Origin of the sequence: Streptomyces sp. NPDC048623 (genome assembly GCF_040650755.1) — a bacterium.
GTDB lineage: Bacteria > Actinomycetota > Actinomycetes > Streptomycetales > Streptomycetaceae > Streptomyces.
Window position 1 is genome coordinate 170,985 of record NZ_JBEZHV010000014.1, and the last position, 25,938, is coordinate 196,922.

General features: G+C 73.7%; 23 protein-coding genes. 5 read left to right on the top strand and 18 right to left on the bottom strand.

Features of this window, described 5'->3' with window-relative positions; translation table 11 throughout:
• Positions 1–1,455, bottom strand: a complete 1,455-nt coding sequence (locus AB0C73_RS21585) for a PLP-dependent aminotransferase family protein (RefSeq protein WP_362532420.1) — start codon at positions 1,453–1,455, stop codon at positions 1–3.
• Between AB0C73_RS21585 and AB0C73_RS21590 the strand changes: the two genes are divergently transcribed.
• Both AB0C73_RS21590 and AB0C73_RS21595 read left to right on the top strand, forming a co-directional pair.
• Complete coding sequence (locus tag AB0C73_RS21590; RefSeq protein ID WP_362532422.1) at positions 1,454–2,470, top strand: DMT family transporter; 1,017 nt, start codon at positions 1,454–1,456, stop codon at positions 2,468–2,470. The two genes, AB0C73_RS21585 and AB0C73_RS21590, sit on opposite strands and share 2 nt — an antisense overlap.
• Positions 2,471–2,539: 69 nt before the next feature.
• Positions 2,540–2,743, top strand: coding sequence for a DUF1918 domain-containing protein (locus AB0C73_RS21595; RefSeq protein WP_362532425.1), 204 nt, complete (start codon positions 2,540–2,542; stop codon positions 2,741–2,743).
• Between the two features lie 112 nt (positions 2,744–2,855).
• On the opposite strand, the gene AB0C73_RS21600 is transcribed toward AB0C73_RS21595, so the two are convergent.
• A complete protein-coding gene (locus AB0C73_RS21600; RefSeq protein WP_362532428.1) occupies positions 2,856–4,049 on the bottom strand; it encodes a family 10 glycosylhydrolase in 1,194 nt (397 codons plus the stop codon).
• 202 nt (positions 4,050–4,251) lie between these two features.
• Here AB0C73_RS21600 and AB0C73_RS21605 point away from each other — a divergent pair, with 202 nt between their 5' ends.
• Positions 4,252–5,112: a 3-hydroxybutyryl-CoA dehydrogenase gene (locus tag AB0C73_RS21605; protein ID WP_362532429.1), complete on the top strand. Its 861-nt coding sequence runs from the start codon at positions 4,252–4,254 to the stop codon at positions 5,110–5,112.
• A gap of 107 nt (positions 5,113–5,219) precedes the next feature.
• Here AB0C73_RS21605 and AB0C73_RS21610 read toward each other — a convergent pair whose 3' ends face one another.
• The 10 genes from AB0C73_RS21610 to infC all read right to left on the bottom strand — a co-directional run bounded on the left by AB0C73_RS21610 (position 5,220) and on the right by infC (position 16,548).
• Complete coding sequence (locus AB0C73_RS21610; protein ID WP_362532432.1) at positions 5,220–5,750, bottom strand: NUDIX domain-containing protein; 531 nt, start codon at positions 5,748–5,750, stop codon at positions 5,220–5,222.
• Between the two features lie 86 nt (positions 5,751–5,836).
• The gene (locus AB0C73_RS21615; RefSeq protein WP_362532434.1) at positions 5,837–7,177 is read right to left on the bottom strand and encodes a transcriptional regulator; all 1,341 of its coding nucleotides are present in this window, start codon (positions 7,175–7,177) and stop codon (positions 5,837–5,839) included.
• Between the two features lie 324 nt (positions 7,178–7,501).
• On the bottom strand, positions 7,502–8,581 hold the full coding sequence (locus AB0C73_RS21620; protein ID WP_362532436.1) for a PP2C family protein-serine/threonine phosphatase: 1,080 nt from the start codon (positions 8,579–8,581) through the stop codon (positions 7,502–7,504).
• A gap of 290 nt (positions 8,582–8,871) precedes the next feature.
• On the bottom strand, positions 8,872–11,403 hold the full coding sequence (gene pheT, locus AB0C73_RS21625) for a phenylalanine--tRNA ligase subunit beta (protein WP_362532439.1): 2,532 nt from the start codon (positions 11,401–11,403) through the stop codon (positions 8,872–8,874).
• On the bottom strand, positions 11,403–12,530 hold the full coding sequence (gene pheS / locus AB0C73_RS21630) for a phenylalanine--tRNA ligase subunit alpha (protein ID WP_362532441.1): 1,128 nt from the start codon (positions 12,528–12,530) through the stop codon (positions 11,403–11,405). Before pheS ends, pheT begins: the two co-directional genes overlap by 1 nt.
• A 160-nt stretch (positions 12,531–12,690) precedes the next feature.
• Complete coding sequence (locus tag AB0C73_RS21635; protein ID WP_362532496.1) at positions 12,691–13,968, bottom strand: ATP-binding protein; 1,278 nt, start codon at positions 13,966–13,968, stop codon at positions 12,691–12,693.
• A gap of 88 nt (positions 13,969–14,056) precedes the next feature.
• A complete protein-coding gene (locus AB0C73_RS21640; RefSeq protein WP_362532444.1) occupies positions 14,057–14,896 on the bottom strand; it encodes an RNA methyltransferase in 840 nt (279 codons plus the stop codon).
• Between the two features lie 131 nt (positions 14,897–15,027).
• Positions 15,028–15,414, bottom strand: a complete 387-nt coding sequence (gene rplT, locus AB0C73_RS21645) for a 50S ribosomal protein L20 (RefSeq protein ID WP_225799578.1) — start codon at positions 15,412–15,414, stop codon at positions 15,028–15,030.
• A 112-nt stretch (positions 15,415–15,526) separates the two neighbouring features.
• The gene (rpmI, locus tag AB0C73_RS21650) at positions 15,527–15,721 is read right to left on the bottom strand and encodes a 50S ribosomal protein L35 (protein WP_030691942.1); all 195 of its coding nucleotides are present in this window, start codon (positions 15,719–15,721) and stop codon (positions 15,527–15,529) included.
• 125 nt (positions 15,722–15,846) lie between these two features.
• Entirely contained in the window at positions 15,847–16,548 is a 702-nt protein-coding gene (infC, locus tag AB0C73_RS21655) for a translation initiation factor IF-3 (protein ID WP_362532446.1), read from the bottom strand.
• Between the two features lie 312 nt (positions 16,549–16,860).
• Between infC and AB0C73_RS21660 the strand changes: the two genes are divergently transcribed.
• Positions 16,861–17,238, top strand: a complete 378-nt coding sequence (locus AB0C73_RS21660; protein WP_362532448.1) for a DUF1844 domain-containing protein — start codon at positions 16,861–16,863, stop codon at positions 17,236–17,238.
• Here the strand turns inward: AB0C73_RS21660 and AB0C73_RS21665 are convergent, their stop codons facing one another.
• The 3 genes from AB0C73_RS21665 to AB0C73_RS21675 form a co-directional block, all read right to left on the bottom strand.
• A complete protein-coding gene (locus AB0C73_RS21665; protein WP_362532451.1) occupies positions 17,239–17,973 on the bottom strand; it encodes an SseB family protein in 735 nt (244 codons plus the stop codon).
• 232 nt (positions 17,974–18,205) lie between these two features.
• Complete coding sequence (gene mycP, locus AB0C73_RS21670) at positions 18,206–19,411, bottom strand: type VII secretion-associated serine protease mycosin (protein ID WP_362532499.1); 1,206 nt, start codon at positions 19,409–19,411, stop codon at positions 18,206–18,208.
• Positions 19,411–20,427, bottom strand: a complete 1,017-nt coding sequence (locus tag AB0C73_RS21675; protein ID WP_362532454.1) for a hypothetical protein — start codon at positions 20,425–20,427, stop codon at positions 19,411–19,413. Before AB0C73_RS21675 ends, mycP begins: the two co-directional genes overlap by 1 nt.
• A gap of 622 nt (positions 20,428–21,049) precedes the next feature.
• Between AB0C73_RS21675 and AB0C73_RS21680 the strand changes: the two genes are divergently transcribed.
• The gene (locus tag AB0C73_RS21680) at positions 21,050–22,252 is read left to right on the top strand and encodes an amino acid deaminase/aldolase (protein ID WP_362532456.1); all 1,203 of its coding nucleotides are present in this window, start codon (positions 21,050–21,052) and stop codon (positions 22,250–22,252) included.
• Positions 22,253–22,334: 82 nt separating this feature from the next.
• Here AB0C73_RS21680 and AB0C73_RS21685 read toward each other — a convergent pair whose 3' ends face one another.
• Genes AB0C73_RS21685 through AB0C73_RS21695 form a run of 3 tightly spaced genes read right to left on the bottom strand, consistent with a single transcriptional unit; the run spans position 22,335 to position 25,880 of the window.
• Positions 22,335–23,120 (bottom strand): 3-oxoacyl-ACP reductase, encoded by a 786-nt coding sequence (locus AB0C73_RS21685; protein ID WP_362532458.1) that lies wholly within the window; start codon positions 23,118–23,120, stop codon positions 22,335–22,337.
• Positions 23,121–23,125: 5 nt separating this feature from the next.
• Positions 23,126–24,508 carry an aldehyde dehydrogenase family protein gene (locus AB0C73_RS21690; RefSeq protein ID WP_362532460.1) on the bottom strand — a complete coding sequence of 461 codons (1,383 nt, stop codon included), beginning with the start codon at positions 24,506–24,508 and terminating at the stop codon, positions 23,126–23,128.
• A gap of 7 nt (positions 24,509–24,515) precedes the next feature.
• Positions 24,516–25,880, bottom strand: coding sequence for a glutamine synthetase family protein (locus tag AB0C73_RS21695; RefSeq protein WP_362532462.1), 1,365 nt, complete (start codon positions 25,878–25,880; stop codon positions 24,516–24,518).
• Between the last annotated feature and the right edge of the window lie 58 nt (positions 25,881–25,938).

Sequence of the window (25,938 nt, forward strand, 5' to 3'; positions counted from 1 at the left end):
TCAGGCACCGGACAGGTCCCGGCGGCCGGCCTCGTCGACGGCGATACGCAGCCGCCGCACCCCCTCGGCGATCTCCGTGGGGCCCGCGACACCCGCGAAACTCAGCCGGATGTGCCCGGCGGGCGGCTCGGCGCAGAAGTAGGGGCGGCCGGGGGCGACGGCGACGCCGGCGCGCAGGGCGGCGGGCAGCAGGGCCGTCTCCGGGAGGGTGTCGGGGAGCCGGAGCCACAGGTGGTAGCCGCCGGACGGCACGTGCGGCAGGGCGAGTTCGGGCAGGTGCAGCGCGAGCGCGCCCGTCAGGGTGTCCCGGCGGCGCTTCAGCTCCTCGGACACGGCGCGCAGATGCCGGTTCCAGGCCGGGGAGCCGACGAGTTCGAGCGCCGCCTCCTGGAGCGGGCGGGGTACGAAGAAGCTGTCGACGACCTGGATGGCGCGGAGGCGTTCGAGGACCGGGCCGCGGGCGGCGAGCGCGCCGACCCGGAGGCTGGCCGAGGTGATCTTGGTGAGCGAGCAGACGTGCACGACGACGCCGTCGGGGTCGTCGGCGGCGAGCGTGGGCGGCAGCGGAGGGGCGTCGGCGTGGACGAGACGGCGGGCGAAGTCGTCCTCGACGACGAAGGCGCCGGCCGCGCGGGCGATCCGTACGACGGCGGCCCGGCGCGCGTCGGACAGGACGGCGCCGGTGGGGTTCTGGAACAGCGGCTGGCAGACCAGGACGCGGGCGCCGGTGGCGCGGAAGGCGGCTTCGAGGAGTTCGGGGCGGATGCCGTCGGCGTCGGTGGGCACCGGGACCGGGCGCAGTCCGGCGGCGCGGGCGACGGCCAGCATGCCGGGGTAGGTGGGCGACTCGACGAGCACGGGGGTGCCGGGCGGGGCGAGGGCGCGCAGCGCGGTGGTGAGGGCGGACTGGCCGCCGGCGGTGACCAGGACCTCGGCCGCGGTGACGCCGCCGCCGATCTCGCGGGCGAACCAGGCGCGCAGCTCGGGCAGTCCGTCGGTGGGCGGGCGGCCCCAGGCGCCGGGCCGGCGGCCGGCCCGGGCGAGGGCGCCGGCGAGGGCCCGCTCGGGCTGGAGGGCGGGGTGGAGGTAGCCGCCGTTGAACTCGACGACGCCGGGCGGGGGCGCGGCGAGGGTGACGAGGACGCCGGAGGCGTCGACGGCACGCGGCACGAGTTCGGTGGCGGAGTCGGCACTGAGGGCGAGTTCCTGCCAGGAGGTGTCGCCGGTCGCCGGGGTCGCGGGGCGCGGCTCGGCCCGGTAGGCGCCGGCGCCGGGGCGGGTGACGACGAGGCCCTCGGCGGCGAGCTGGGCGAGGGCGCGGGTGACGGTGACCGGGGAGACGCGGTAGCGCTCGACGAGGGCACGGCTCGACGGCAGCTTCTCTCCGGGTGAGTAGCGGTCGAGCTCTGCTTTCAGGGATCCCGCCAGTTCGGCGACACTGCTACGCTCGTGCATGAGAGCACAGAATAGCGCTATCGGTTCGAGCACGATAGCGGTCACCGCTTCCCGGCCGGCCGCCTCCCCGGCCGCCTCCCCGGCCGTCTCCCCGGCCGTCTCCCCGGCCGTCTCCCCGGCCGTCTCCCCGGCCGCCCCCTCCACCGAGCGCACGAGCCCCGACCGCACCGGCACTCTGCTCGCCGCGCTCGGCGTGTTCGCCTTCTCGCTCACCTTCCCGTCCACCGTGTGGGGCCTGGAGAGCTTCGGCCCCTGGTCCCTCGTCGCCGTCCGCTCGGTGCTCGCCGCGCTGATCGCGGGCGTCTTCCTGCTCGCCGGCCGGGTACCGCTGCCGGACCGGCGCCACTGGGCCGGGCTCGCGGTCGTCGCGGGCGGCGTGGTTGTCGGCTTCCCGCTGCTGACCACCCTGGCCCTGCGGACCTCCACCACCTCGCACGCCGCCGTGGTGGTGGGCCTGCTGCCGCTCACCACCGCGGCCTTCGCGGCCGTCCGCACCGGCCGCCGCCCCTCCCGTACCTTCTGGGTCGCGGCCTTCGCGGGAGCCGCCGTGGTGCTCGCCTTCACGGTGCAGCAGAGCGGCGGCGCCCTGTCCACGGGCGATCTCTACCTCTTCGGCGCGCTGCTCGTGTGCGCCGCCGGGTACACCGAGGGCGGCCGGCTCGCCGGGCTGATGCCGGGCTGGCAGGTGATCGGCTGGGCGCTGGTGCTCTGTCTGCCGCTGACGGCGGCCGGTGCTGCCGTGGCCCTCGCGTACGAGCCGGTGCACCTCACCGTGCACGGCGTCGCCGGCCTGGTCTGGGTGGCCGCCGGTTCCACCTTCTTCGGCCTGTACGTCTGGTACCGGGGCATGGCGCGGATCGGCATCCCGCGGGCCAGCCAGCTCCAGCTCGCCCAGCCGCTGCTCACGCTCTTCTGGTCGGTCACGGTGCTCGGTGAGGAACTGGCCCCGGCCGCCCCGCTCGCCGCCGTCGGCGTCCTGGTCTGCATCGCGGTGACCCAGCGGGCGAAGAGCTGAGACGCAGGTCACAATGGCAGACGTAGACTCCGAGTAGGGAAGCCCAGCCGCGAGCGCCAGGAGGAACCGATGCGTGCGTCCAAGGGCGACAAGCTGGTCGTGCACGGCCGTACGGTCGGCCAGCACGAGCGTACGGCAGAAGTCGTTCAGGTCATGGGTGAGAACGGCAACCCCCCGTTCCGCGTGAAGTTCGACGACGACGGCCACGAGGCCGTGGTGCTGCCAGGCCCCGACACCACGGTCCGCCACCACCCGGAGACCGGAGGCCAGTGAGACCGGGGGGGCCGGAGGTCAGTGAGACCGGGGGCTGGTGAGCCCCCGGCCAGGGGCCGCGAGGGAAGACATCCGGATCCGGACGGACCCTAGGCGTCGATCCGGACGGACTCTAGGCGTCGAGGGCGGCGGTGAGCGCCCCCAGCGGGTCCTTCGCGACCTCGCGGGCCGCGAAGTAGACATGCCCGCCGACGTTCTCGTACGAGCGGGCCAGCTCCACATGACGGACGAGTTCCCGCGGGTCCCGCCACGCCTCCGGCTGAGCCGGGTCGCCGACCTTGTACAGCGCCTCGCCGATGAACAGGCTCACCCCGGTGCCGCGCGCGACCCCGTCCCACCAGCGCACGAGCTCCGCGTAGTCGGCACTGGGGAACCCGATGTTCCAGTAGAGCTGCGGGACGACGTAGTCGATCCAGCCTTCCCGGACCCAGCGCCGGGTGTCGGCGTACAGGTCGTCGTAGGTCTGCACGCCCGCGCGGGTGGCGGAGCCGGCCGGGTCGGTCGACTGGTGGCGCCAGATGCCGAACGGGCTGATGCCGAAGGCCACCTGCGGCTTGACCGCCCTGATCCGGGCCGCCATCTCGGAGACGAGGAGATCGGTGTTGTGCCGCCGCCAGGCCGCCCGGTCGGTGAAGCCGGTCCCGTACCGCGCGAAGGCCGCGTCGTCGTCGACGACCTGCCCGGCCACCGGATACGGGTAGAAGTAGTCGTCCCAGTGCAGCGCGTCGATGTCGTAGCGGCGTACGGCGTCGAGCATGGCGTCCTGCACATGCCGCCGGACCTCGGGCAGACCCGGGTTGTAGAGCATCCGTCCGTTGTGGACCAGCGCCCAGTCCGGGTGCCGCCGCACCGGATGGTCCGGGGCGAGCCGCTGCGGGTCGGCATGGCCGGCCACCCGGTACGGATTGCACCAGGCGTGCAGTTCCAGTCCGCGCGCGTGCGCCTCGGCCACCGCCGTGCCGAGCGGGTCCCAGCCGGGGTCCCGGCCCTGTACGCCGGTGAGGCACTGCGCCCAGGGCTCGTACGGCGAGGGCCACAGGGCGTCGGCCGAGGGCCGGATCTGGAGCATGACGGCGGTCATCCGGCGCCGTACCGCGAGGTCGAGCCAGGCGACGAGCTCGGCGCGCTGTTCGGCGGCGGTCAGCCCCGCCCGGGACGGGAAGTCGCGGTTGGTGATGGTGGCGATCCACATGCCGCGGAACTCGCCGTCGCGTCTCCGTGACCGCTCGGGACGGCCGGCGGCCTCCGCCGCCGTGGAGACGTCCCCGGACTGCAGACCCAGCGCGGTCAGGGCCGCACCCGTCATGAACCCTCTTCTACCGATCGGTGGCATTTGTCACCCCTCGCTATCGGATACGTCACAGCCCATCGGACAGCATGCCTGGCCCAGAACGATCGATCATCGGGCGTGTCGGGAGTAACGTCGTGGAGTCGAGGCGGACGCGCACCGGAATCACACGGGCCCTCCGCCGCCAGCAGAGAGCGAAAGGCACGAGGTGACGGACTCCATGGCCGACATTGAGCGCGTCGGAGTGGTGGGCTGCGGCCAGATGGGCGCGGGCATCGCTGAGGTGTGTGCCCGCAGCGGACTCGAGGTGAAGGTCGCCGAGACCACCGGCGAGGCACTGGAGATCGGCCGCACGCGGCTCTACAACTCGCTCGCGAAGGCCGCCGAACGCGGCAAGATCAGCGAGGAGGAGCGCGACGCGACGCTCGCGCGGCTCAGCTTCACGACCGACCTGGGCGAGTTCGCCGACCGCGACCTCGTCATCGAGGCCGTCGTGGAGAACGAGCAGGTCAAGACCGAGATCTTCCAGGTCCTCGACCAGGTGGTCACGCGGCCGGACGCCATCCTGGCCTCGAACACCTCCTCCATCCCGCTGGTGAAGCTGGCCGTGGCGACCTCCCGCCCCGACAACGTCATCGGCATCCACTTCTTCAACCCGGCGCCGGTGCAGAAGCTCGTCGAGCTGATCCCCGCCCTCACCACCTCCGAGGGCACGATCAGCCGGGCCCAGCTGTTCGCCGAGAAGACCCTCGGCAAGCACGCGATCCGCGCCCAGGACCGCTCCGGCTTCGTGGTGAACGCGCTGCTCGTGCCGTACCTCCTGTCCGCGATCCGGATGTTCGAGTCCGGCATCGCGAGCCGCGAGGACATCGACAACGGCATGGAGTTCGGCTGCGCCCACCCGATGGGTCCGCTGAAGCTGTCGGACCTGATCGGTCTGGACACCATCGCCTCGATCGCCGACTCGATGTACGCGGAGTACAAGGAGCCGCTGTACGCCGCTCCCCCGCTGCTCCAGCGCATGGTGGACGCGGGTCGCCTGGGCCGCAAGACCGGCTCCGGCTTCTACCCGTACTCCTGACGGCGCGCTCCCCCGGGAGCCCCCCCAAGACGTACTCCTGAGACCCCGGGAGTACCTCCGGACGGCCCGTACACCGCACAGGTACGGGCCGTCCGCCTTTTCGCGGCTCATCCCAGCCGCAGGTGGTGCAGCATCAGCAGCCCGGCGGCCATGCCGGCGGCCGGGACCTCGCCGCGGGCGACCATGTCGGGCACGAGCTTGAGCGGCACCCATTCCACGCGCGAGGACTCGAAGGCGTCCTGCGGCGGCCCGGTCCAGGTGGCCTCCTCGGCCCAGTAGAGGTGGTGGCGGGCGTCGGTGAGGCCGTTGGAGGGCTCGACGGTGAGCAGCGGGCGCAGCGGTCCGGGGCGCCAGCCGGTCTCCTCCTCCATCTCGCGGGCCGCGGCGGCGGCGAGGTCCTCGCCGTCCTCGACGACGCCGGCGGCCAGTTCCCAGCCCCAGCTGTCGGTGATGAAGCGGTGGCGCCAGAGCAGCAGGACCTCGTCGGCGGCGTTGACGACGGTGGCGGCGGCGACGGGGCGGAGCCGGATCAGATAGTGGTCGAGGCGGCGGCCGTCGGGGAGTTCGACGTCCGCGAGGTTGACCCGGAACCAGCGGTTCTCATACACGGGCTGTTCGTTCAGTTTCGTCCACTGCACGTTTCTGCCACCTTCCGACAGCCTTCGACAGGTCGGTGATTACTTGGTGGCAATATCGCAGCTGCGACCAGGTCGCAAGAACGAGCTCACAGGGGCACGCGCAGCGCACTGTCGACGATGTCGGCCGCCCGGCGCGCGTCCGCGCCCCCGCTCGCGCGGAGTTCCTCCCGTACGACCAGCAGCCGGTCCCGCAGCCGACGCGACTCCATGCCGCGGGCCCGCTCGGTCATCTCCACCGCCGTGAGCGCCGCCCGGTCCGGTTCGCCCCGCCTCAGCTCGATCTGACACAGCATCGCGAGCCGGTGCACCCGCCCCCGGTCATGGGCCGGGGTGCCGACCGCGGCCGCCGCGTGCCGGTGGGCCGCGTCCAGTTCACCCAGACTGAGCAAGGCCTCGGCGACCTGCACATTGACCAGGCCCGGCTGGACGTAACCGGTCTCGGCCGGCTCGCTGCCGGGGGTGATCCGCTCCGCCTCCTCCTCCGCCCGGCGGATCCGGGCCAGCGCCGCCGCGCCGTCGCCGAGATGCGCGTAGGCCTTCGCCTGCATCGCCGTCAGATCGGCGGCGAGCGCGGGCGTGATCTCCCGGTGCGCCGAGCGCAGCGCGGCCTCCGCGAACGCCACCGCCTGCCGGTACTCCCCCATGAACAGCGACTGGTTGACGAGCAGGGCGACCACATAGGCGCCGAGCCCGCGGTCGCCGCTCGCCTTCGCGAGCCGCAGCGCCTGGTGGAAGTAGCGCTGGGCGAGCCCGTGGGCGTCGGAGTCATACGCGCAGATCCCGGCCACCGCCACCAGGCCCCCGGTCGCCCGGTGCAACTGCCGCCCGAGCGCGTCCCCGTAAGCGCCGCGGAGCAGCGGGGCGGTCTCGGTGGTGAGGAAGCCGACGATCCGGGCGCGCGTGGCCATGCCGCCGGCCTTCCGGTACATCTGCTCGTAGTGCGCCCGGGCCGCGGCCAGCATCGACACGTCGGCGTCCGAGACACGGGTGCCGCCGGGCCGCGAGACATCGGCATCCTCCGGCGGGTTCTCCCACTCCCACACCGGCATCACGGCAGGTGTGCCGGTCACGGCGGGCGCGCCGAGGACATGCGGGCGGAGCTGCTCGTCGGAGCGCCAGAGCGCGGTGGCCCGCTCGACGAAACCGGAGAGCGGGCTGCCGGGCGCCGGGAGCGGCGCGCCCGGCACACCGAGGCCGATGTCGTCGAGGGTGAGGGCGCGGTGCAGCCGCCCGGCGAGCACCTCGCAGATCAGATCGGGCACCTGGCCGCGCGGCCGCTGCCCCTTCAACCAGCGGGCGACCGCGGTGTGTTCATAGCGCAGGGTGAGACCTCGGGCCCGGCCCGCCTGGTTCACCCGGGCGGCGAGGCCGGCGTTGGAGATGCCCGCTTCGGCGAGCATCGCGTCGAGGAGGCTGTTGGGGTGCATGGGACCGCTCCGGTGGTTCGGTGCGCTCAGACTAGGGCCTGTCCGGCCATGTTCCGCCGATCCGGACAGGACCCGTTAAGGGGCGCTTTCGCACGGGGTGTGAATGAAGTGCTCGTTCCTCCGCTCCGTGCACGGTGTCGAAGTCGCCCCGGTACGGGTTGACTTGGCTTTCTCGCCGAAAGGTGAGGACCGGGCCGCCGGCTCCCCCTCGTACAGTGCGGTCGCCCGGTCCGCGCGTCGTCCGTGCTGCTGATCTGCCCGACACTCCGTGGCAGCGCGGGCGGCGCCGGCCACCTGCTCCCCTGTCTCACTGGAAAGGACCGTCTAGTGCGGGGAGGGCGCGGGCCGGGTACGGCGCAGCCCGGGTTCGGCGGGCTGCGCCGGTACCCGTACCCGGTCGTTGCGGACGACGAACAGAGCCACGTCGTCCGCAAGCCGGCCGCCCGTGTGCCGGAGCAGGGCGGTGTGCACCTGCCGGACGAGCGCCGCCGGCGCCTCGCCGGCGGCTGCGGCGAGCACCACGGCGAGCGGGAAGAACCGGCCCCGGCGGTCCCGGGCCTCCTCGGCGCCGTCGGTGTGGAGGACCAGGGTCTCGCCCGGCAGCAGCCGGCCCGCGGAATGCGGGACGAGTTCGGCGGGCAGCGGCAAGGCGCCGAGCGGGGGCAGCGGTTCACCGACGGGTACGGGCTCCACGCGGCGGCCGGCGATCCGGTACGGGCCGGGGTGCCCGCAGTCGAGCACCAGGACCTCCCCACCGGGCCGGATCTCCAGGAGCAGCAGGGTCACGAACTCCTCGGCCGCCGGATGCTCGGGCGCCCGCCCGGACCGCGCCGGGTGCTCCGCACGGACCCGCTCGCACAGATGCCGCCCGAGCGCCCGCTCCAACCGCCGCAGCACACCCGCGAGTTCGGCCTCGTCATGGGCGGCCTCCCGGAAGCTCCCGAGCAGGGCGACCACCGCGCCGAGCGCGGCGAGCCCGTGTCCGCGCACGTCCCCAATCACGATCCGCACCCCGTACGGCGTGGCCACCGCCTCGTACAGATCGCCGCCGACCACCGCGCCCCGCGACGCCGACAGCTGCCCGGCCGCCACCGCGAGCCCGTCGAGCCGCGCCGGCGGCGGGCGCAGCAGCACCTGCTGCGTGGCATCGGCCACGGCCCGCACCCGCGCCAGCTCCCGTACGGGCCCGCTCCGCACCGCGAGCACGAGCCCGGCGCCGACGCTCAGGAAGACGAGGCCGGTGGCCACCCGTATCGGGAGCCCGGGTGCTCTGGCCAGCGGACACCACAACCGCCAGGCGACGGCGAGGAGGCCCCAGCCGGCGGAGGCCGCCGGCGGACCGATCCGCCTCAGCCGGGTGCCTTCGGCAACCACTGCCCTGTCACGGCCCTTGTCACGGAACATCCACGGCCCTTCCCGAGGCCCGCCAGCGCCCGAAGACCCTGCGGCACACAGGCCCGCCCCTGTGGCCGCGTCGATTCTCGCGACCCGCCACGGACCGGGGACACCCTCCCCCGGAGATCTCACCCGAAGGAGTGAGCAACCGTCAGGGTGCCCGTACGGGAGTCCGGTGCACGGGAGTCCCAGGTACGGGAGTCCCAGGTACGGGAGTCCGGTGCACGGCGGGTGCGCGGAAGGGGCCCTGCCCCGGGTCGGTCACCCGGGGCAGGGCCCCTTCCGTGTCACTCCCGCGGTCAGGCGCCGCGCAGCACCGCGCCCGTGTGCTCCGCGGCCGCGGCGACCGCGGCGTCGCGGGCCGTCGTGGCCTCCTCGACCGTCAGGGTGCGGTCGGGGGCGCGGAAGCGGAGGGCGTAGGCCAGGGACTTCTTGCCCTCGCCGACCTGGTCGCCGGTGTAGACGTCGAACAGGCGGATGGACTCCAGGAGTTCGCCCGCGCCGGCGGCCAGGTGCCGCTCGACCGTGGCGGACGGGACGTCCTGGTCCACGACCAGGGCGACGTCCTGGGTGGCGACCGGGAAGGCCGAGATGCGCGGGGCCTTCAGGGGGCCCTCGCTCGCGCGCTCCAGGACGTCCAGGTCCAGCTCCATCGCGCAGGTGCGGGCCGGCAGGCCGAGCGCCTTGACCACGCGCGGGTGGAGCTCGCCGCCGTGACCGGCGAGGACCTTCTCGCCGTCGATGACGACATGGAAGGAGGCGCAGCGGCCCGGGTGCCACGGGGCGTGCTGGTCGGCGTCGATCAGCAGCTCCGTGCCGGTCTCGGCGGCGATGGTGCGGGCCGCCTGGATCGCGTCGGCCCAGTCGGCCGGGCGGCCCTTGCCCCACCAGCCGGCCTGCTCGCGGGAGCCGGCCAGGACCACGGCGGCGCGGCGCGGCTGCTCGGGCAGCACGGCGTTGACGCGGGCGATGTCCTCGTCGCTCGGGCGGTGGTCGACGGGCAGCCGGACGGCGACGCCCGGCTGGCCCTCGGTGGGCCGGAACACCAGACCGGTCTCGAAGAGCGCCAGGTCGTGGCTGCCGCGCCCGTCGTTGCGGCGCAGCGCGCCGAGCAGGCCCGGCAGCAGCGTCGTGCGGAGCGCGGGCTCCTCGTCGGACAGCGGGTTGACCAGCTTGACGACCCGGCGGCGGGCGTCGTCCGCGTCCAGGCCGAGCTGGTCGAAGACCTGCTCGCCGATGAACGGGTAGTTCAGCGCCTCGACGTAGCCGGAGCCGGCGAGCGCGCGGCCCACCCGGCGGTGGGCGCGCTGGCGCTCGGTGAGGCCGCGGCCGGCCGGGGGCTTGGGCAGCGTGGAGGGCAGGTTCTCGTAACCCTCCAGGCGGATGACCTCCTCGGCGAGGTCGTTCGGCACGTACAGGTCGGGACGCCACGACGGGACGGTGACGACGAGCTCGTCCTGGCCGTAGACGTCGCAGCCGACCTCCTGGAGGCGGCGGACGACGGTCTCACGGCCGTAGTCGACGCCCGCGACCTTGTCCGGGTGGTTCGCCGGCATGGTGACGGTGCGGGGCGCGGAGGGGGCCACGACCTCGGTGACACCGGCCTCGGCGGTGCCGCCCGCGAGCAGCACGAGCAGGTCGACCGTGCGCTGCGCGGCGGCGGCCGCGGCCATCGGGTCGACACCGCGCTCGAAGCGCTTGGACGCCTCGGAGGGCAGCTTGTGGCGGCGGGCCGTGCGGGCGATCGAGATCGCGTCGAAGTGCGCGGCCTCGATGACGACCTCGGTGGTGCCGGTGACGACGCCGGTCTCGGGGTCGGTGACCGGGTCGGCGATCTCCGTGTCGGCGCCGCCCATGACGCCCGCGATGCCGATCGGCCCGCGGTTGTCGGTGATGACCAGGTCCCCGGAGTCGAGGACGCGCTTGACGCCGTCGAGCGTGGTGATCTTCTCGCCGGTGGCGGCGCGGCGGACCCCGATGGGGCCGTCGATCCGGGTGCGGTCGTAGGCGTGCAGCGGCTGGCCGAGCTCCATCATCACGTAGTTGGTGATGTCGACGGCGAGCGAGATCGGGCGCAGGCCGACCTTCTGCAGACGCCGCTGCAGCCAGATCGGCGAGCGGGCCTCGGGGTCGAGACCGGTGACCGTGCGCGCGGTGAAGCGGTCGCAGCCGAGGGAGTCGGCGATCTGGACCGGGTAGCCGTACGCGTTGGGCGCGGGCACGTCGATCAGCGCCGGGTCGCGCAGCGGCAGCCCGTACGCGGTGGCGACCTCACGGGCGACACCACGGATGGAGAGGCAGTAGCCGCGGTCCGGGGTGACGGCGATGTCGAGGACCTCGTCGAACAGCTCCAGGAGGACCGTGGCGTCGGTGCCGACCTCGTGCTCCGGCGGCAGCACGATGATGCCGTGCGAGCCGTCGTCGCCCATGCCGAGCTCGTCGCCCGAGCAGATCATGCCGCGCGAGACCTTGCCGTACGTCTTGCGCTCGGCGATCCGGAAGTCGCCGGGCAGCACGGCGCCGGGCAGGGCCACGACGACCTTGTCGCCCTCGGCGAAGTTCCGGGCGCCGCAGATGATCTCCTGCGGCTCGCCGGTGCCGTTGGCCTGACCGACGTCGACCGTGCAGAAGCGGATCGGCTTCTTGAACTCGGTCAGCTCCTCGATGGTGAGGACCTTGCCGACCACCAGCGGGCCGGTGAGGCCCGCGCCGAGCTGCTCGACGGTCTCGACCTCGAGGCCGGCCGAAATGAGCTTGGCCTGTACGTCACGGCCGGTCTCCGTCGCCGGCAGGTCGACGTACTCCCGCAGCCAGGAAAGCGGGACCCGCATCAGATCTCCATCCCGAACGGCCGGGTGAACCGGACGTCACCCTCGACCATGTCTCGCATGTCTTCGACGTTGTGGCGGAACATCAGCATCCGCTCGATGCCGAACCCGAAGGCGAATCCGCTGTACTTCTCGGGGTCCACACCCGTGGCGACGAGCACCTTCGGGTTGACCATGCCGCAGCCGCCGAGCTCGATCCAGCCCTCGCTGCCGCAGGTGCGGCAGGGGCGGTCGGGGTTGCCGACGGACGCGCCGCGGCAGACGTAGCAGAGCATGTCCATCTCGGCGGACGGCTCGGTGAACGGGAAGAAGTTCGGGCGCAGCCGCGTCTTCATGTCCGGGCCGAAGAGCGCCTGGACCATGTGGTCCAGGGTGCCCTTGAGGTCGGCCATCGTCAGGCCCTCGTCGACGGCCAGCAGCTCGATCTGGTGGAAGACCGGGGTGTGGGTCGCGTCGAGCTCGTCCGTGCGGTACACGCGGCCGGGGCACACCACGTAGACCGGGGGCTCCCGGTCGATGAGGGTGCGGGCCTGGACCGGCGAGGTGTGGGTGCGCAGTACGACGCCGGACTCGTCGCCCGTGGTGCCTTCCGGCCCCTGGACGAAGAAGGTGTCCTGCATCTGGCGCGCCGGGTGGTCCGGCACGAAGTTCAGGGCGTCGAAGTTGAACCACTCGGCCTCGACCTCGGGGCCCTCGGCGACCTCGTAGCCCATGGAGACGAACACGTCGGTGACGCGCTCCATGAGTGTGGTCAGCGGGTGGCGGGCACCGGCCGGGACACGGTCGTACGGCAGGGTGACGTCGACGGCCTCCTCGACGAGGACCCGGGCGTCGCGCTCGGCCTCCAGCTCGGCCTGGCGGGCGGCCAGGGCCTTGGAGACGGCGCCGCGGGCCTGGCCCACGAGCTTGCCGGCGGCGGCCTTGGCCTGCGGGGGCAGGGCGCCGATCTCGCGGTTGGCGAGCGCCAGCGGCGAGGTGCCGCCGGTGTGCGCCGTCTTCGCGTGGGCGAGCGCGTCGAGGTCGCCTGCGGCGGCGAAGGCGGCGATCGCCTCGTCCCGCATGCGCTCGATCTCTTCCGGTTTCAAGGCCTCGACCTCGACCGGGTCGTACGACTTATTGGGTGCCGACATCTCTTCCCGTGCTTCCGTTGGCTTGGCTGGGCGACCCCCGAGCTCGACGTCAAGGGCGCAAACGTGCCAAAGGTCGAGTCTAGCGGGGTGAGGGGACGCGAATGAGCCCGTGGGCGGGCCGGACGGCTCCTGAGTCTGGAAGGTCTCGCTGGGTGAGACGTCAGAGGAGGTGGGCCGGGGTGCCGACGGGCAGGATAAATCGGAACTCGGCCCCGCCACGGGGACCGCGTCCGACGGTGATCGTGCCGCCGTGGGCCTCGACGACGCCCTTGACGATGTAGAGGCCGAGCCCGGTGCCGCCGCGCTTGCTGCCCCGCCAGAAGCGGGTGAAGACGCGGCCCATCGACTCCTCGGGGATGCCGGGGCCCTCGTCGCTCACGGTGACCTCCGTCCCCTTCTCGCCGTCGCCCGCCGCCGTGGTGGGTGCCACCTCGATGGTGACGGTTCCCTCCCCGTGGCGCACCGCATTTTCGAGCAGGTTGCCGAGGATCTGGTCGATCTTGTCGGGATCGGCCCACAGCGCGGGCAGATCCGGCCGGATCCGGACGAAGAAGCGGTCCGGGGACTGCCCGCCGGTGACGTGCGCGTGGACGTGCCGGCCGACGGCCGCGGCGATGTCCACGCGCTGCCGGCGCACCTCCAGGCGCCCGGAGTCGATCCGCGAGATGTCGAGGAGCTCGGCGATCAGGCGCTTGATGCGGCCCGCGTCGGCGTCCACGGTCTCCAGCATCAGGCGCTTCTGGTCGTCCGTGAACCGCTCCCACTTGTCGAGCAGGGTCGCGGTGAAGCCCTTCACGGAGGTGAGCGGCGAGCGCAGCTCGTGCGCGACCGTCGCGATCAGCTCGGCGTGGCTGCGCTCGCTGCGCCGCCGCGCGTCGGTGCCGCGCAGCGACACCACGACCCGGCGCACCGGGCCGCCGGGGTGCGCCCGGACGTAACGGGCGGAGACCAGGACCTCGCGCCCGCCGGGCAGCAGCAGATTCCGCTCGGGCTGCCCGCGGCGGGTGGCGAGCCCGCCGTACGGGTCGGTCAGCGTCCACCAGCGGGCGCCCTTGAGGTCCTCCAGGGGCAGCGCCTCGTCGAGCGGCCGGCCGAGGGCGGCGGCGGGCGGGACGGCGGTGATGCGCCCGGCGGCGGCGTTGAAGCAGACGACCCGCCCGGTCTCGTCGGCGACGACGAGCCCGTCGGGCAGGTCGTCGGGGTCGATCCCGAGGCCGGGGCCAGGGGCGGGGGCGGCGCCCGGGCTCTGGTCCGTACGGGATCCTGATCCCTGGTCCGTACGGGACGGGCTGCCCGGATTCCGGTACGCGGCGGCCCCGGGCGCGGGGCGCGGCTCGGGGACGGCGGGGGGCGCCGCCGGATCGGGCGCGGGTGGGGGCTCGGGCGCGGGCGGCGCGGCGCTCCGTGTCTGTGCGGGACTGCCCGTACCGACCGTCATCCCCGTCATCCCACCCCTCCCTGTACCGCAGTGGGCCCCGCGATCACCCTACTAGTCGAAAGGCCGTCAGGTGGAGGGTCGGCCGGTGTCAGCCGGTGGTGCGGGTGCGCTGGGCGCGCGCGGAGGCGTACAGGCACACGGCGGCGGCGGTCGCGAGGTTGAGGCTCTCCGCCTTGCCGTGGATCGGGACGCGTACGACGGCGTCGGCGAGCGCCCGGGTCTCCTCGGGCAGCCCCCAGGCCTCGTTGCCGAAGACCCAGGCGGTGGGGCCGCCCATGGTGCCGGCGTCGAGCTCGTCGTCGAGGTCGTCCTCGCCGGCGCCGTCGGCGGCGAGGATGCGCACCCCGGCGTCCTTGAGGCCGGCGACGGCCTGCTCGACGGGGACGCCGACGGCGACCGGGAGGTGGAAGAGGGAGCCGACCGAGGCGCGCACGGACTTGGGGTTGTAGAGGTCCACGGACGCGTCGGTGAGGATCACGGCGTCGGCGCCGGCCGCGTCGGCGCAGCGCAGCACGGTGCCGGCGTTCCCGGGGTCGCGGACGTGCGCGAGGACGGCGACCAGCTTGGGACGGGCGGCGAGGATGTCCTCGAACGGCGAGTCCAGGAAGCGGCAGACGCCGACCAGGCCCTGCGGGGTGACGGTCTGGGAGACCTCGGCGAGGACGGCGTCGGAGGCGAGGTGGACGCGGGCGCCGGAGGCGCGGGCGGCGTCGACGATCGTGGCGTAGCGCTCGGCGGCCTCGACGGTGGTGAAGAGCTCGACGAGGGTGGGCTCGCCGGTGGAGCCGCGGTGCTCGACGGCCTCGCGGACGGCCTGCGGGCCCTCGGCGATGAAGAGGCGGTCCTTGCCCCGGAAATTGCGCTTGGCGAGCCGCCGGGCGGCGACGACGCGCGGCGAACGCGGGGAGATCAGCTCGGGGGTGGACATGTGCCTGCGGCTCTCTGTCTCTGTCTCGTCGGGTACGGCGGCGGTGGGGCGATGGCGACAGGGCGCTCAACGCGCCGGACCCGCAGGCGCGAGGCCTGCGGGTCCGGGCAGAAGTACTGCGGCCTGGAAGATCAGGCGGCGGCCTTCGGGGCGTTGACGTCGGCCGGGAGGGCCTTCTGCGCGACCTCGACCAGCGCGGCGAACGCGTTGGAGTCGTTGACGGCGAGCTCGGCCAGGATCTTGCGGTCCACCTCGATGTTGGCGGCCTTCAGACCCTGGATGAGGCGGTTGTACGTCATGCCGTTCAGGCGGGCAGCGGCGTTGATGCGCTGGATCCACAGCTGACGGAAGTCGCCCTTGCGCTTCTTGCGGTCGTTGTAGTTGTAGACCAGCGAGTGGGTGACCTGCTCCTTGGCCTTGCGGTACAGGCGCGAACGCTGACCGCGGTAGCCGGAGGCCTGCTCGAGGATCGCCCGACGCTTCTTGTGGGCGTTGACTGCCCGCTTGACGCGTGCCACTTCTTAACTCCTTGTAGCGGGGCCGTGGTGTGTTCACACGACCCGGAAAACGGATGGGTCCCGGTCTGTGCCGGATGCCTTCGGCTCTAGCGGCCGGGGCGGGAGATCAGGGTCAGATGCCCAGCATCTTCTTGATCTTGGCGGTGTCACCCGGGGCCATCTCCGCGTTGCCGGTGAGGCGACGCGTCAGCTTGGACGACTTGTGCTCGAGCAGGTGGCGCTTGCCGGCGCGCTCCCGCAGGATCTTGCCGGAGCCGGTGACCTTGAAGCGCTTCTTGGCACCGGAGTGCGTCTTGTTCTTCGGCATGGCGCCGTTCTCTCCTCGTCAGTGGCGCTCCCCCCGGTGCGGGCACCGGGCATCCGGGAGCGTCAATTCTTCGTTTGGTGGTTCCGGGCGGAGCCCCGGGGCTGCCGGCCGGCAGCCCCTCGGGATCACGCCTCGGCGTTCTCGGCCGACGTGTCGGCCGAAGCCTCCTCGGCCGGGGCCTCCGCGGCGGCGGGCGCCTCGGACGAACCGCCCTGGCGCTCGGCCTTGCGCGCGGCCTGAGCCTCGCGGGCCTCGGCCATGGCCTCGGTCTTCTTCTTGTGAGGACCGAGAACCATGATCATGTTCCGGCCGTCCTGCTTCGGGTTGGACTCGATGAAGCCAAGCTCCTGAACGTCCTCCGCGAGGCGCTGCAGCAGTCGGTAACCGAGCTCGGGCCGGGACTGCTCACGACCACGGAACATGATCGTGATCTTGACCTTGTCACCCTGCTTGAGGAACCGGACGACGTGACCCTTCTTGGTGTCGTAGTCGTGCGGGTCGATCTTCGGCCGGAGCTTCATCTCCTTGATGACCGTGTGCGCCTGGTTCTTGCGCGCCTCACGGGCCTTCATGGCCGACTCGTACTTGAACTTCCCGTAGTCCATGAGCTTGCACACGGGCGGACGGGCGTTCGCCGCGACCTCAACCAGATCGAGGTCGTACTCCTGCGCGAGCTCCAGGGCCTTGGCAAGGGGGACGATGCCCACCTGCTCGCCGCTGGGGCCGACAAGACGCACCTCGGGAACGCGAATCCGCTCGTTGATGCGGGGCTCGGCGCTGATGGATCCTCCTCGGTAGCACCACGCGACCGCCTGGCGGACGGGCACGTCTGGGTAGAACTGTGTCGAGACCAACCGAGCCGATGCATCAAAAATGCCCCGGGACGGGACACAGGCGGGGCTCCAATGAAACCGGAGCACCGCCGCGAGCCATCGCGGGGCGCACATCGGGCGGCTCCATCGTCCGTACGGAACGATGGGCGCCACCTGACCGGTGACCCGCCACCCGTGAGGGCGGCCAGGTGGGAGATCGGAGCCTCCACTTGTGGGCCGGGCACGCAGGTGTCCAGCCGGTCGTCACCCAAGGTTAGCAGGACCCGGCGGTCGGCGCGAACCGCGCGCCCCCTTAGGGTTGGGGGCATGAGCGAGACGCCCCTGAACGAGTCCCCCGAATCCACCGAGTCCCCCGACTTCGCAGCCATGACCCGCGACATCGCGGAGGTGCCGGCGGTCGAGGTGATCGTCACGGTCGCCGTCAACCTGATGAGCGCCGCGGCGGTGAAGCTGGGGCTCACCGAGGAGGGCGACGAGCACAAGGACCTCGACGAGGCCCGCAAGCTGATCCACGCCCTCGCGGGCCTGCTCGACGCCGGCGTGACGGAGATCTCCTCCTTCCACGCGGCCCCGCTCCGCGACGGCCTGAAGTCCCTCCAGCTCGCCTTCCGCGAGGCCTCCTTCGTCCCGGACGAGCCGGGCCAGGGCCCGGGCGAGAAGTACACGGGCCCGGTCTACGGCTAGTCAGTCCCGTACGTAGAAGGGCTCGCCAGGAGGCGTCGCCGAGGCCGGCAGGAGTGCCAGGTCGAGGCCGCGCACCAGGCGGGCCCTCAGTGTTTCGTCGGCCGCCAGGGCGCGGGCCACGCGCTGGGCGGCCTCCGCCGGGGCCGCGTCCTCGGCCAGGACCAGGGCGAGGGTGCCGTCGGCGGTGCCGGGGCCCAGGTGGGCGCGGAGCACCGCGGGCTCGGCGGCGACGGCGGCGCGGACCGCGTCCCGTACCGCCGGGTCGTCCAGCGGGTCGGTGCTGGTGCGCCCCTCGGCGAGGGCGAGCAGGGCCTGGCCTGTCACCTGGTACGGCACCGGGCCCGCCACGTCCAGGAGCAGGGTGTCGGCCTTCTCGTGGAGGAGGGCGGCGAGCGCCTGGTGCAGCGGGACGGCGACCGGCCGGGCACCCGGGTCCCACCGGTGGAGCGCGTGCATCGAGGTGAAGGCGGGCAGCGCCCGCCGGTCGCCCGCGTTCAGCGTGGGCACGGCCATGTCGCTGGTCTTCTCGCGCTTGAGCCCCGTCTCGGGGTCCACCTCGACCTCGCCGAGGACGGCGACGACGGGCACGAGCAGCCGCGCGTCCTTCAGGGCGGCGAGGACCGGCCCGTGGGCCGTTCGGTCCTCCGCCCAGGCCGCCAGGGCCGCGGCGAGCGCCGGGTCGGCGGTGCCGTCGTCGTCGGAATAGAGATGGTCGGGGATGTTCTTCAGGGCCACATGCCGAGCCTAACCGCCGGACACAGGGCCGCCTGACCCGGGCCGGACGCCCCCCGCTGCCCGGCGCCCGCTCGCGGGCAGCGCCCGCGGGGCCCGCTCGTCGGCGCCTCTCCCCCGCGCCTCCCGCCAGGCACACGCCGCCTGCACCACACTCACCAGGACCACTCGCGGAGCACCACCCGCCGACGAACACCACCGGCACCACTCGCCGAGCGCGCCCGCCCGGGACCGCTCAGCGGCGCGCGCCCCGGCCCGAGGGGTTTCGGGCGCCCCGCCACAGCAGGGCCGCCGCGGCGAGCAGGAGCACGCCCGCGCCGCCCGCGAGCGGGGCGAGCAGGCCGATGGGGTGGGACTCCTCGGGGGCGGGCTGCGGGCCGGGGCCGAAGTAGCGGCCGGTGTAGCCGGCGACGGCCGTCTTCGGGTCGGCACCCTTCAGCTTCGCGCCCGCCTCGATCGCGGCGGCCGGGTCGACCGTCCCGTACCCCTTCTCGTCGCTGCGCCCGTCCTTGGGGCGGCTGCGCGCGGTGTCGACGAGCAGCCGCTTGATCTGCCCGGGCGTCAGATCGGGGTGCGCGGCCCGGACCAGGGCGACGGCGCCGGAGACGAACGCGGCGGCCGCGCTGGTGCCCCAGCCCTCGTAGTAGCGGCGGTCGGGGTCGGCGATGACGATGTCGACGCCGGGGGCGCTGACCGTGGCGTACCAGCGGCTGGTCGAGAAGGAGGCGTGGGTGCCGTAGCGGTCGACGGCGGCGACGGCGATGACACCCGGGTAGGCGGCGGGGTACGAGATGTGGTCGCCCTTCTCGCCGCCGTTGCCGGCGGAGGCGACGACGGCGACGCCCTTGCCCAGGGCGTACTGGACGGCGGCGTCCTCGCCGGCGTCCGGGTGCGCGGACTCGGAGTCGTCGCCGAGGGAGAGGTTGATGACGTCGGCGCCGTGGTCGGCGGCCCAGCGGATGCCCTCGGCGAGCGCGGTGCCGCGGGTCTTGCGGGCCTTGTCGCGCGCCTTGTCGGTGCCTTCGAGGATCACCCGCACCGGCAGGATGCGGACCTTCGGGGCCACGCCGAGGACTCCGTCCTGGCCACCGGGCCCGTGGCCGTGCCCGGCGATGATCCCGGCCATCGCGGTGCCGTGCCGGGCCCAGGCGCGGTCGCCGCGCCCGGCGCCGAAGCCGACGAGGTCGGTGCCGGGGAGCACGGAGCCGGCCAGGTCGGGGTGGGTCGCGTCGACGCCGGTGTCGAGGACCGCGACGGTGATGCCCGTGCCGCGGGTGGTCTGCCAGGCCTTGCCGGTGTGCAGGGCGTCCAGGCCCCACTGGCGGGCTCGGATGGTGTCGGCGTACGCGGGCGTGGTCGTCGCCGGGAGGACGGTGAACGCGGCGGCGAGCAGCGTGGCGACGGCCGCGGTGGTACGGGGGCGGCGGCGCGGGCGCGGGATCACCGCTGCTCCTCCTCGACGGCGGCGGCGACGGTGCCGCGCAGGGCGCGTTCGACGGCGTCGGCGACGCCCTTGGCCTCGTGGCCGAGGCCGGCCTGGGCCACGTCGGTGGTCCGCCGGGCGGTCATGGCCCGGTCGGCGGGCTCGGGTTCGGCCACGGCGCGCCCGTCGGCGAAGCCGGAGACGGCGGTGACGACGACGGGCAGGTCGGGCAGGACGTGCCGCCACCAGCCGCCGCGCTGCTTGTCGCCGAATCCGGCGGCGACGGTGCCGGGGCCGGACAGGGCCGGCGCCGGTTCGTCGACGGCGCGGGAGCCGAGGGTGCGCATGGTGGCGGGGTCTGCCTGGGTGAAGACGAGCCCGACGGTGATGACGTGGGAGGAGGTGGCGTCGGTGTAGGTGGCGCGCAGGACGCGCTCGCAGCCGATGGTGCCGAGGGTGGTGTTCAGGGCCTTGGGCAGCGTGGTGGGGCCGCAGGGTGCGTCGGGGGCGACGACGATCCGGGTCCAGGTGCGGTCGGCGCCGCCGGGGCCGGCGTCGGGCCCGGCGAGGGTCTGCGGGAAGAGGGTGTCGACGGGGACGTCGTGCCACAGGGCGCGGGCCTGCTCGTAGCCGCGCGGCTCGGTGGGCTCCCCGGCGCCGCTGCCCGCGAGCACCGCGCCCGCGACGGCGCCGCCGATCAGCCCGAGGGCGAGGATGCCGCAGGCCGCGGCGGCCACGGTCCGGCGGGGGTCGCGGTCCCGGATCGGCCGGAGGCGGGTGGTCGTCTCGGCGGGCGTCTCGCCGCCGAGGGCCCAGGGGTCGTACGCGTACGGGGGCGCGGCGGCGGGCGCCGGGCGCGGGGCGTGTACGTGTGCGTGCGGCGGGCGGGGCGCGGGGATCGGTCGCGGGGCGGGCGCGGGGGCCTGGGGCAGGCCCGGGCCCGGCCCCTGGACGGTGCGGTGGTCCCGTACGGGCCGGAGCCGGGTCGTGGTCTCCGCCGGGGTCTCGGCCGGCGCTCCGGGCGCGGCGGGCATCGGACGCTCAGGCGGGAGCGGCTGGGCGAGGGACCGGGGTCGGGCCGGGGCGGGCCTGGCCGGGATCTTCGGCTCGGGCGCACCGGAGGGCCACGCGGCGGACCCCGCCACGGGCTCGGACTCGGGCCTCGGCCCGGCCTTCGGCTCGGGCGCGGCAGCGCTCCGGGCAGAGGGATACGGGGCGGGCGAGACGGCGGGACCGGCGGCAGGCCCTGCCTCGGGCCTCGGCTCGGTCCTGGGGGTGGGCCCCGCGGCGGGAGGCCGGGCACCCGGCCTCGCCTCGGGCGCGGTGGCGCTGCGGGTGGAGGGGGGCAGGGCGGGCCCGGCGGTGGGCCCCGCCTCCGGTCTCCGCTCGGGCCTCGGCGCGGGCGCCGTGGCGGGGGGCCGGACAGCCGGTCCCGCCCCGGGCGCGGTGGCGGTGGGGGCGGGGGCCGCCGGGACCACCGGCTCCGGGGGGAGGAGGGCTTCGGTGATCCGGGACGCGGGGCGCTGCGGCTCGGTGCTCATCCCCGTCCCCCCTGGTCGTTCCGCGAAAGCAATGGGCGCCACTCTACGGGCTGTTCCGCGTGGTGCGGGAACGCAGGGGCTACCCACGCGTAAACCTGTCTGGCAAGCTCGGGCCATGACTCCCCGTGCCGCCGACCGTGCCCGGTACGACCGGGCCACCGCCCACCTCGACGCGCCCGTCGCCATTGTCGATCTGGAGGCCTTCGACGCCAATGCCGACGACCTGATCCGCCGGGCCGGCGGGAAGCCGGTCCGGGTCGCGAGCAAGTCGGTGCGGTGCCGCACGCTCCTGGAGCGGGTGCTCGCCCGGGACGGGTTCGCCGGGGTGATGTCCTTCACGCTGGCGGAGTCGCTGTGGCTGGCGCGCGCCGGGTTCGACGACGTGCTGCTCGCCTACCCCTCGGCGGACCGGTCCGGGTTCGCGGAGCTCGCGGGCGACCCGAAGCTCGCCGCCGCCGTGACCGTGATGGTGGACGACGTGGCCCAGCTCGACCTGATCGAGGCCTCGCGGGCGGGCGGCGCGGAGGAGGTGCGGGTCTGTCTGGAGCTGGACACCTCGCTGCAGCTGCTCGGCGGCCGGATCCGGGTCGGCGCCCGGCGCTCGCCGCTGCGCGAGCCGGACCAGCTGGCCGAGCTCGCCCGCTCGGTCGCCCGGCGGCCCGGCTTCCGGCTCGTGGGGATCATGGCGTACGAGGGGCACGTGGCCGGCGTCGGCGACGCGGTCGCGGGCCGTCCGCTGCGCTCGCGGGCGATCCGGCTGATGCAGTCGGCGGCCCGCAAGGAGCTGGCGGCGCGCCGGGCCGCGGTGGTGCGGGCGGTGCGCGCGGTGGCGCCGGACCTGGAGTTCGTCAACGGCGGCGGCACCGGCAGTGTGCAGCACACGGCGGCCGAGGACGCGGTGACGGAGATCGCGGCGGGCTCGGGGCTCTATGTGCCGCGTCTCTTCGACAACTACACGTCGTTCACCGGCCGTCCGGCGGCGCTGTTCGCCCAGCCGGTGGTGCGCCGCCCGGGCGTGGGGGTGGTGACGGTGCTCGGCGGCGGCTATCCCGCCTCGGGCGCCGCGGGCCCGGACCGGCTCCCCGTCCCGTATCTCCCGGAGGGGCTGCGCTACGACCCGCAGGAGGGCCCGGGCGAGGTCCAGACGCCACTGCTTGGCTCGCCCGCCGACGATCTGCGGATCGGCGACAAGGTGTGGTTCCGGCACGCGAAGGCCGGCGAGCTGTGCGAGCGCTTCGACACGCTGCATCTGGTGGAGGGCGACCGGGTGACGGCCGCCGTGCCGACATACCGCGGCGAGGGCCGGACCTTCCTCTAGCCAAGGACCCTCTCGCCATGGACGACGGACGGCCGGGCGCCCCGCGGCACCCGGCCGTCCGTGTGTCGGCGTGCCGTACGGCCTACAGCGGGGTCACATACGCGCCGGAGATGCCGCCGTCGACGAGGAAGTCGGTGGCGTTGACGAACGAGGAGTCGTCGCTGGCGAGGAAGGCGACCGCGGCGGCGATCTCCTCGGCCTCTGCGAAGCGGCCGACCGGGATGTGCACCAGGCGGCGCGCGGCCCGCTCGGGGTCCTTGGCGAACAGCTCCTGGAGCAGCGGGGTGTTGACCGGCCCCGGGCAGAGCGCGTTGACCCGGATGCCCTCGCGGGCGAACTGGACGCCCAGCTCGCGGGACATGGCGAGCACGCCGCCCTTGGAGGCGGTGTACGAGATCTGGCTGGTGGCCGCGCCCATGACGGCGACGAAGGACGCGGTGTTGATGATGGAGCCCTTGCCCTGGCGGCGCATGTACGGCAGGGCGGCCTTGCAGCACAGGTAGACCGAGGTGAGGTTGACGTCCTGGACGCGCTTCCAGGCGTCGAGGCCGGTCTCCAGGATGGAGTCGTCGTCGGGCGGCGAGATGCCTGCATTGTTGAAGGCGACGTCGACGGAGCCGTAGGTGTCGAAGGCGACCTTGAAGAGGTTCTCGACCTCCTCCGGGTCGGTGACGTCGACCCTCACGAAGGTGCCGCCGACCTCCTCGGCGGCGGCCTTGCCGGCCCGCTCGTCGATGTCGCCGCAGACCACGTTCGCGCCCTCGGAGGCGAGCCGGCGGGCGGTGGCGAGGCCGATGCCGCTGCCGGCGCCGGTGATGACGGCGGTGCGGCCGACGAGCCGGCGGCAGATGATCTGTTCAGTGGACATACGGGTCAGGCCTCCGTGCTGATGAAGACGTTCTTGGTTTCGGTGAAGGCGGTCAGGGCGTCGGGGCCCAGTTCGCGGCCGAGGCCGGACTGGCCGTAGCCGCCGAAGGGGGTCCAGTAGCGGACGCTGGAGTGGGAGTTGACGGAGAGGTTGCCGGCCCGGACGGCGCGCGAGGCGCGCAGCGCGCGGCCGATGTCGCGGGTCCAGATCGAGCCGGACAGGCCGTACGGGGTGGCGTTGGCGAGCCGGATCGCGTCGGCCTCGTCCTCGAAGGGCAGGACGACGGCGACGGGTCCGAAGACCTCCTCGACGGCGCAGGGCGCGTCCTCGGCGAGGCCGGTGAGGACGGTGGGCGGGAACCAGAAGCCGGGGCCCTCGGGGGCCTTGCCGCGGATGCCGGGCAGGGTGTCGGGCACGTACGAGCGGACCCGCTCCAGCTGCACGCGGGAGATGAGCGGGCCCATCTGGGTGCGCTCGTCCAGGGGGTCGCCGACGACGATCTCCTGGACGGCGGGGGTGAGGAGCTCCAGGAAGCGCTCGTACACGCTGCGCTGGACGAGGATGCGGGTGCGGGCGCAGCAGTCCTGGCCGCTGTTGTCGAGGAAGGACATCGGGGCGGCCGCCGCCGCGGCCTCCAGGTCGGCGTCGGCGAAGACGATGTTGGGGCTCTTGCCGCCGAGTTCGAGGGTCACCCGCTTCACCTGGTCCGCGGCCCTGGCCATGATCCCCTTGCCGGTCCGGGTCGAGCCGGTGAAGACGATCTTGGCGACGCCGGGGTGCTCGACGAGCGCGGTGCCGGCGACCGGCCCCTCGCCGGGCAGCACCTGGAAGAGGCCTTCCGGCAGTCCGGCCTCCAGGGCGAGCTCGGCGAGCCGCAGGGCGGTCAGCGGGGTGGTCTCGGCGGGCTTGAGGAGTACGGCGTTGCCGGCGGCGAGGGCGGGGGCGGTGGCCCAGGCGGCGATCGGCATGGGGAAGTTCCAGGGCGCGATGACGCCGACCACGCCGAGCGGTTCGAGGATGGTGATGTCGAGGCCGCCGGGGACCGGGATCTGCCGTCCGTTGAGGCGCTCGACTCCGCCGGCCGCGTAGTCGAGCAGGTCGCGGACGTTGCCGGCCTCCCAGCGCGCGTTGCCGAGGGTGTGGCCGGCCTCGCGGACCTCCAGGAGGGCGAGTTCCTCGACGTGGGCGTCGACGACGGCGGCGAAGCGGCGCAGGATCCGGGCCCGGTCGGCGGGTGCGACGGTCGCCCAGGACTGCTGGGCGGCCGTGGCCCGTACGACGGCGGCGTCGACGTCGGCCGGGGTGGCGGCGGGGACGGTGGCGACGAGCTCCTCGGTCGCCGGGTTCAGGACGTGCAGTTCATGCAGTTCGTGCAGTTCGTGCGGCAAGTCTTCCTCACATGCGTTCGAAGGAGCGGCGCAGTTCCCAGTCGGTGACGGCGGCGTCGTACGCGTCGAGTTCGACGCGCGCCATGTTGCGGTAGTGGGCGACGACCTCGGCGCCGAACGCGGCCTTGGCGATCTCGCTGTTCTCCCAGAGCTCGGCGGCCTCGCGCAGGGTGGTGGGGACGTGCGCGTAGTCGGCGGCGTAGGCGTTGCCGGTGCAGGCGGGCGGGAGTTCGAGGCGCTGCTCGATGCCGTACAGGCCGGCGGCGACGAGTCCGGCGACGGCCAGATACGGGTTCACGTCGCCGCCCGGCAGCCGGTTCTCGAAGCGGGTGGAGCGCCCGTGGCCGACGGTGCGCAGGGCGCAGGTGCGGTTGTCGCGGCCCCAGGCGACGGCGGTGGGGGCGAAGGAGCCGGGCTGGAAGCGCTTGTACGAGTTGATGTTCGGCGCGTAGAGGAGCGAGAAGTCCCGGAGCGCGGCGAGCTGTCCGGCGAGGAAGTGCCGCATGACCTCGGACATCCCGTTGAGCCCCTCCCCCGCCATCACATTGACACCGTCGGCGTCCTGCAACGACAGGTGAATGTGGCAGGAGTTGCCCTCGCGCTCGTTGTACTTGGCCATGAAGGTGAGCGAGCAGCCCTCCTGGGCGGCGATCTCCTTGGCGCCGGTCTTGTAGACGGCGTGCTGGTCGCAGGTGACCAGGGCCTCGGCGTACTTGAAGGCGATCTCGTGCTGGCCGGGGTTGCACTCGCCCTTGGCGGACTCGACGGTGAGGCCGGCGCCGGCCATCTCGTTGCGGATGCGGCGCAGCAGCGGCTCGATCCGGCCGGTGCCGAGGACGGAGTAGTCGATGTTGTACTGGTTGGCGGGGGTGAGGCCGCGGTAGTTCGCGTCCCAGGCCTGCTCGTAGGTGTCCCTGAAGACGATGAACTCGAGTTCCGTGCCGACGTGGGCGGTGTAGCCGTGGGCGGCGAGCCGGTCGAGCTGGCGGCGCAGGATCTGGCGCGGGGCGGCGACGACGGGGGTGCCGTCCTCCCAGGCGAGGTCGGCCGTCACCATGGCGGTGGCCTCGTTCCAGGGGAGGCGGCGCAGGGTGGTGAGGTCGGGGCGCATGGCGAAGTCGCCGTAGCCGCGGTCCCAGGAGGACATCTCGTAGCCGTCGACGGTGTTCATCTCGGTGTCGACGGCCAGAAGATAGTTGCAGCCCTCGGTGCCGTGGTCGAGCACCTCGTCGAGGAAGAACGGTGCGGCGAACCGCTTGCCCTGGAGCCGGCCCTGCATGTCGGGGAAGGCCAGGACGACGGTGTCGATCTCGCCGCTCGCGACGAGCGAGCGGAGCTCGTCGACGCTGAGCGGGGGTGTGCGGTCTGCCACGGGATTACTCCTCCTTCGGCCTGCCGGGAGCCATAAGGTATTGCTAGGAACCATTGCT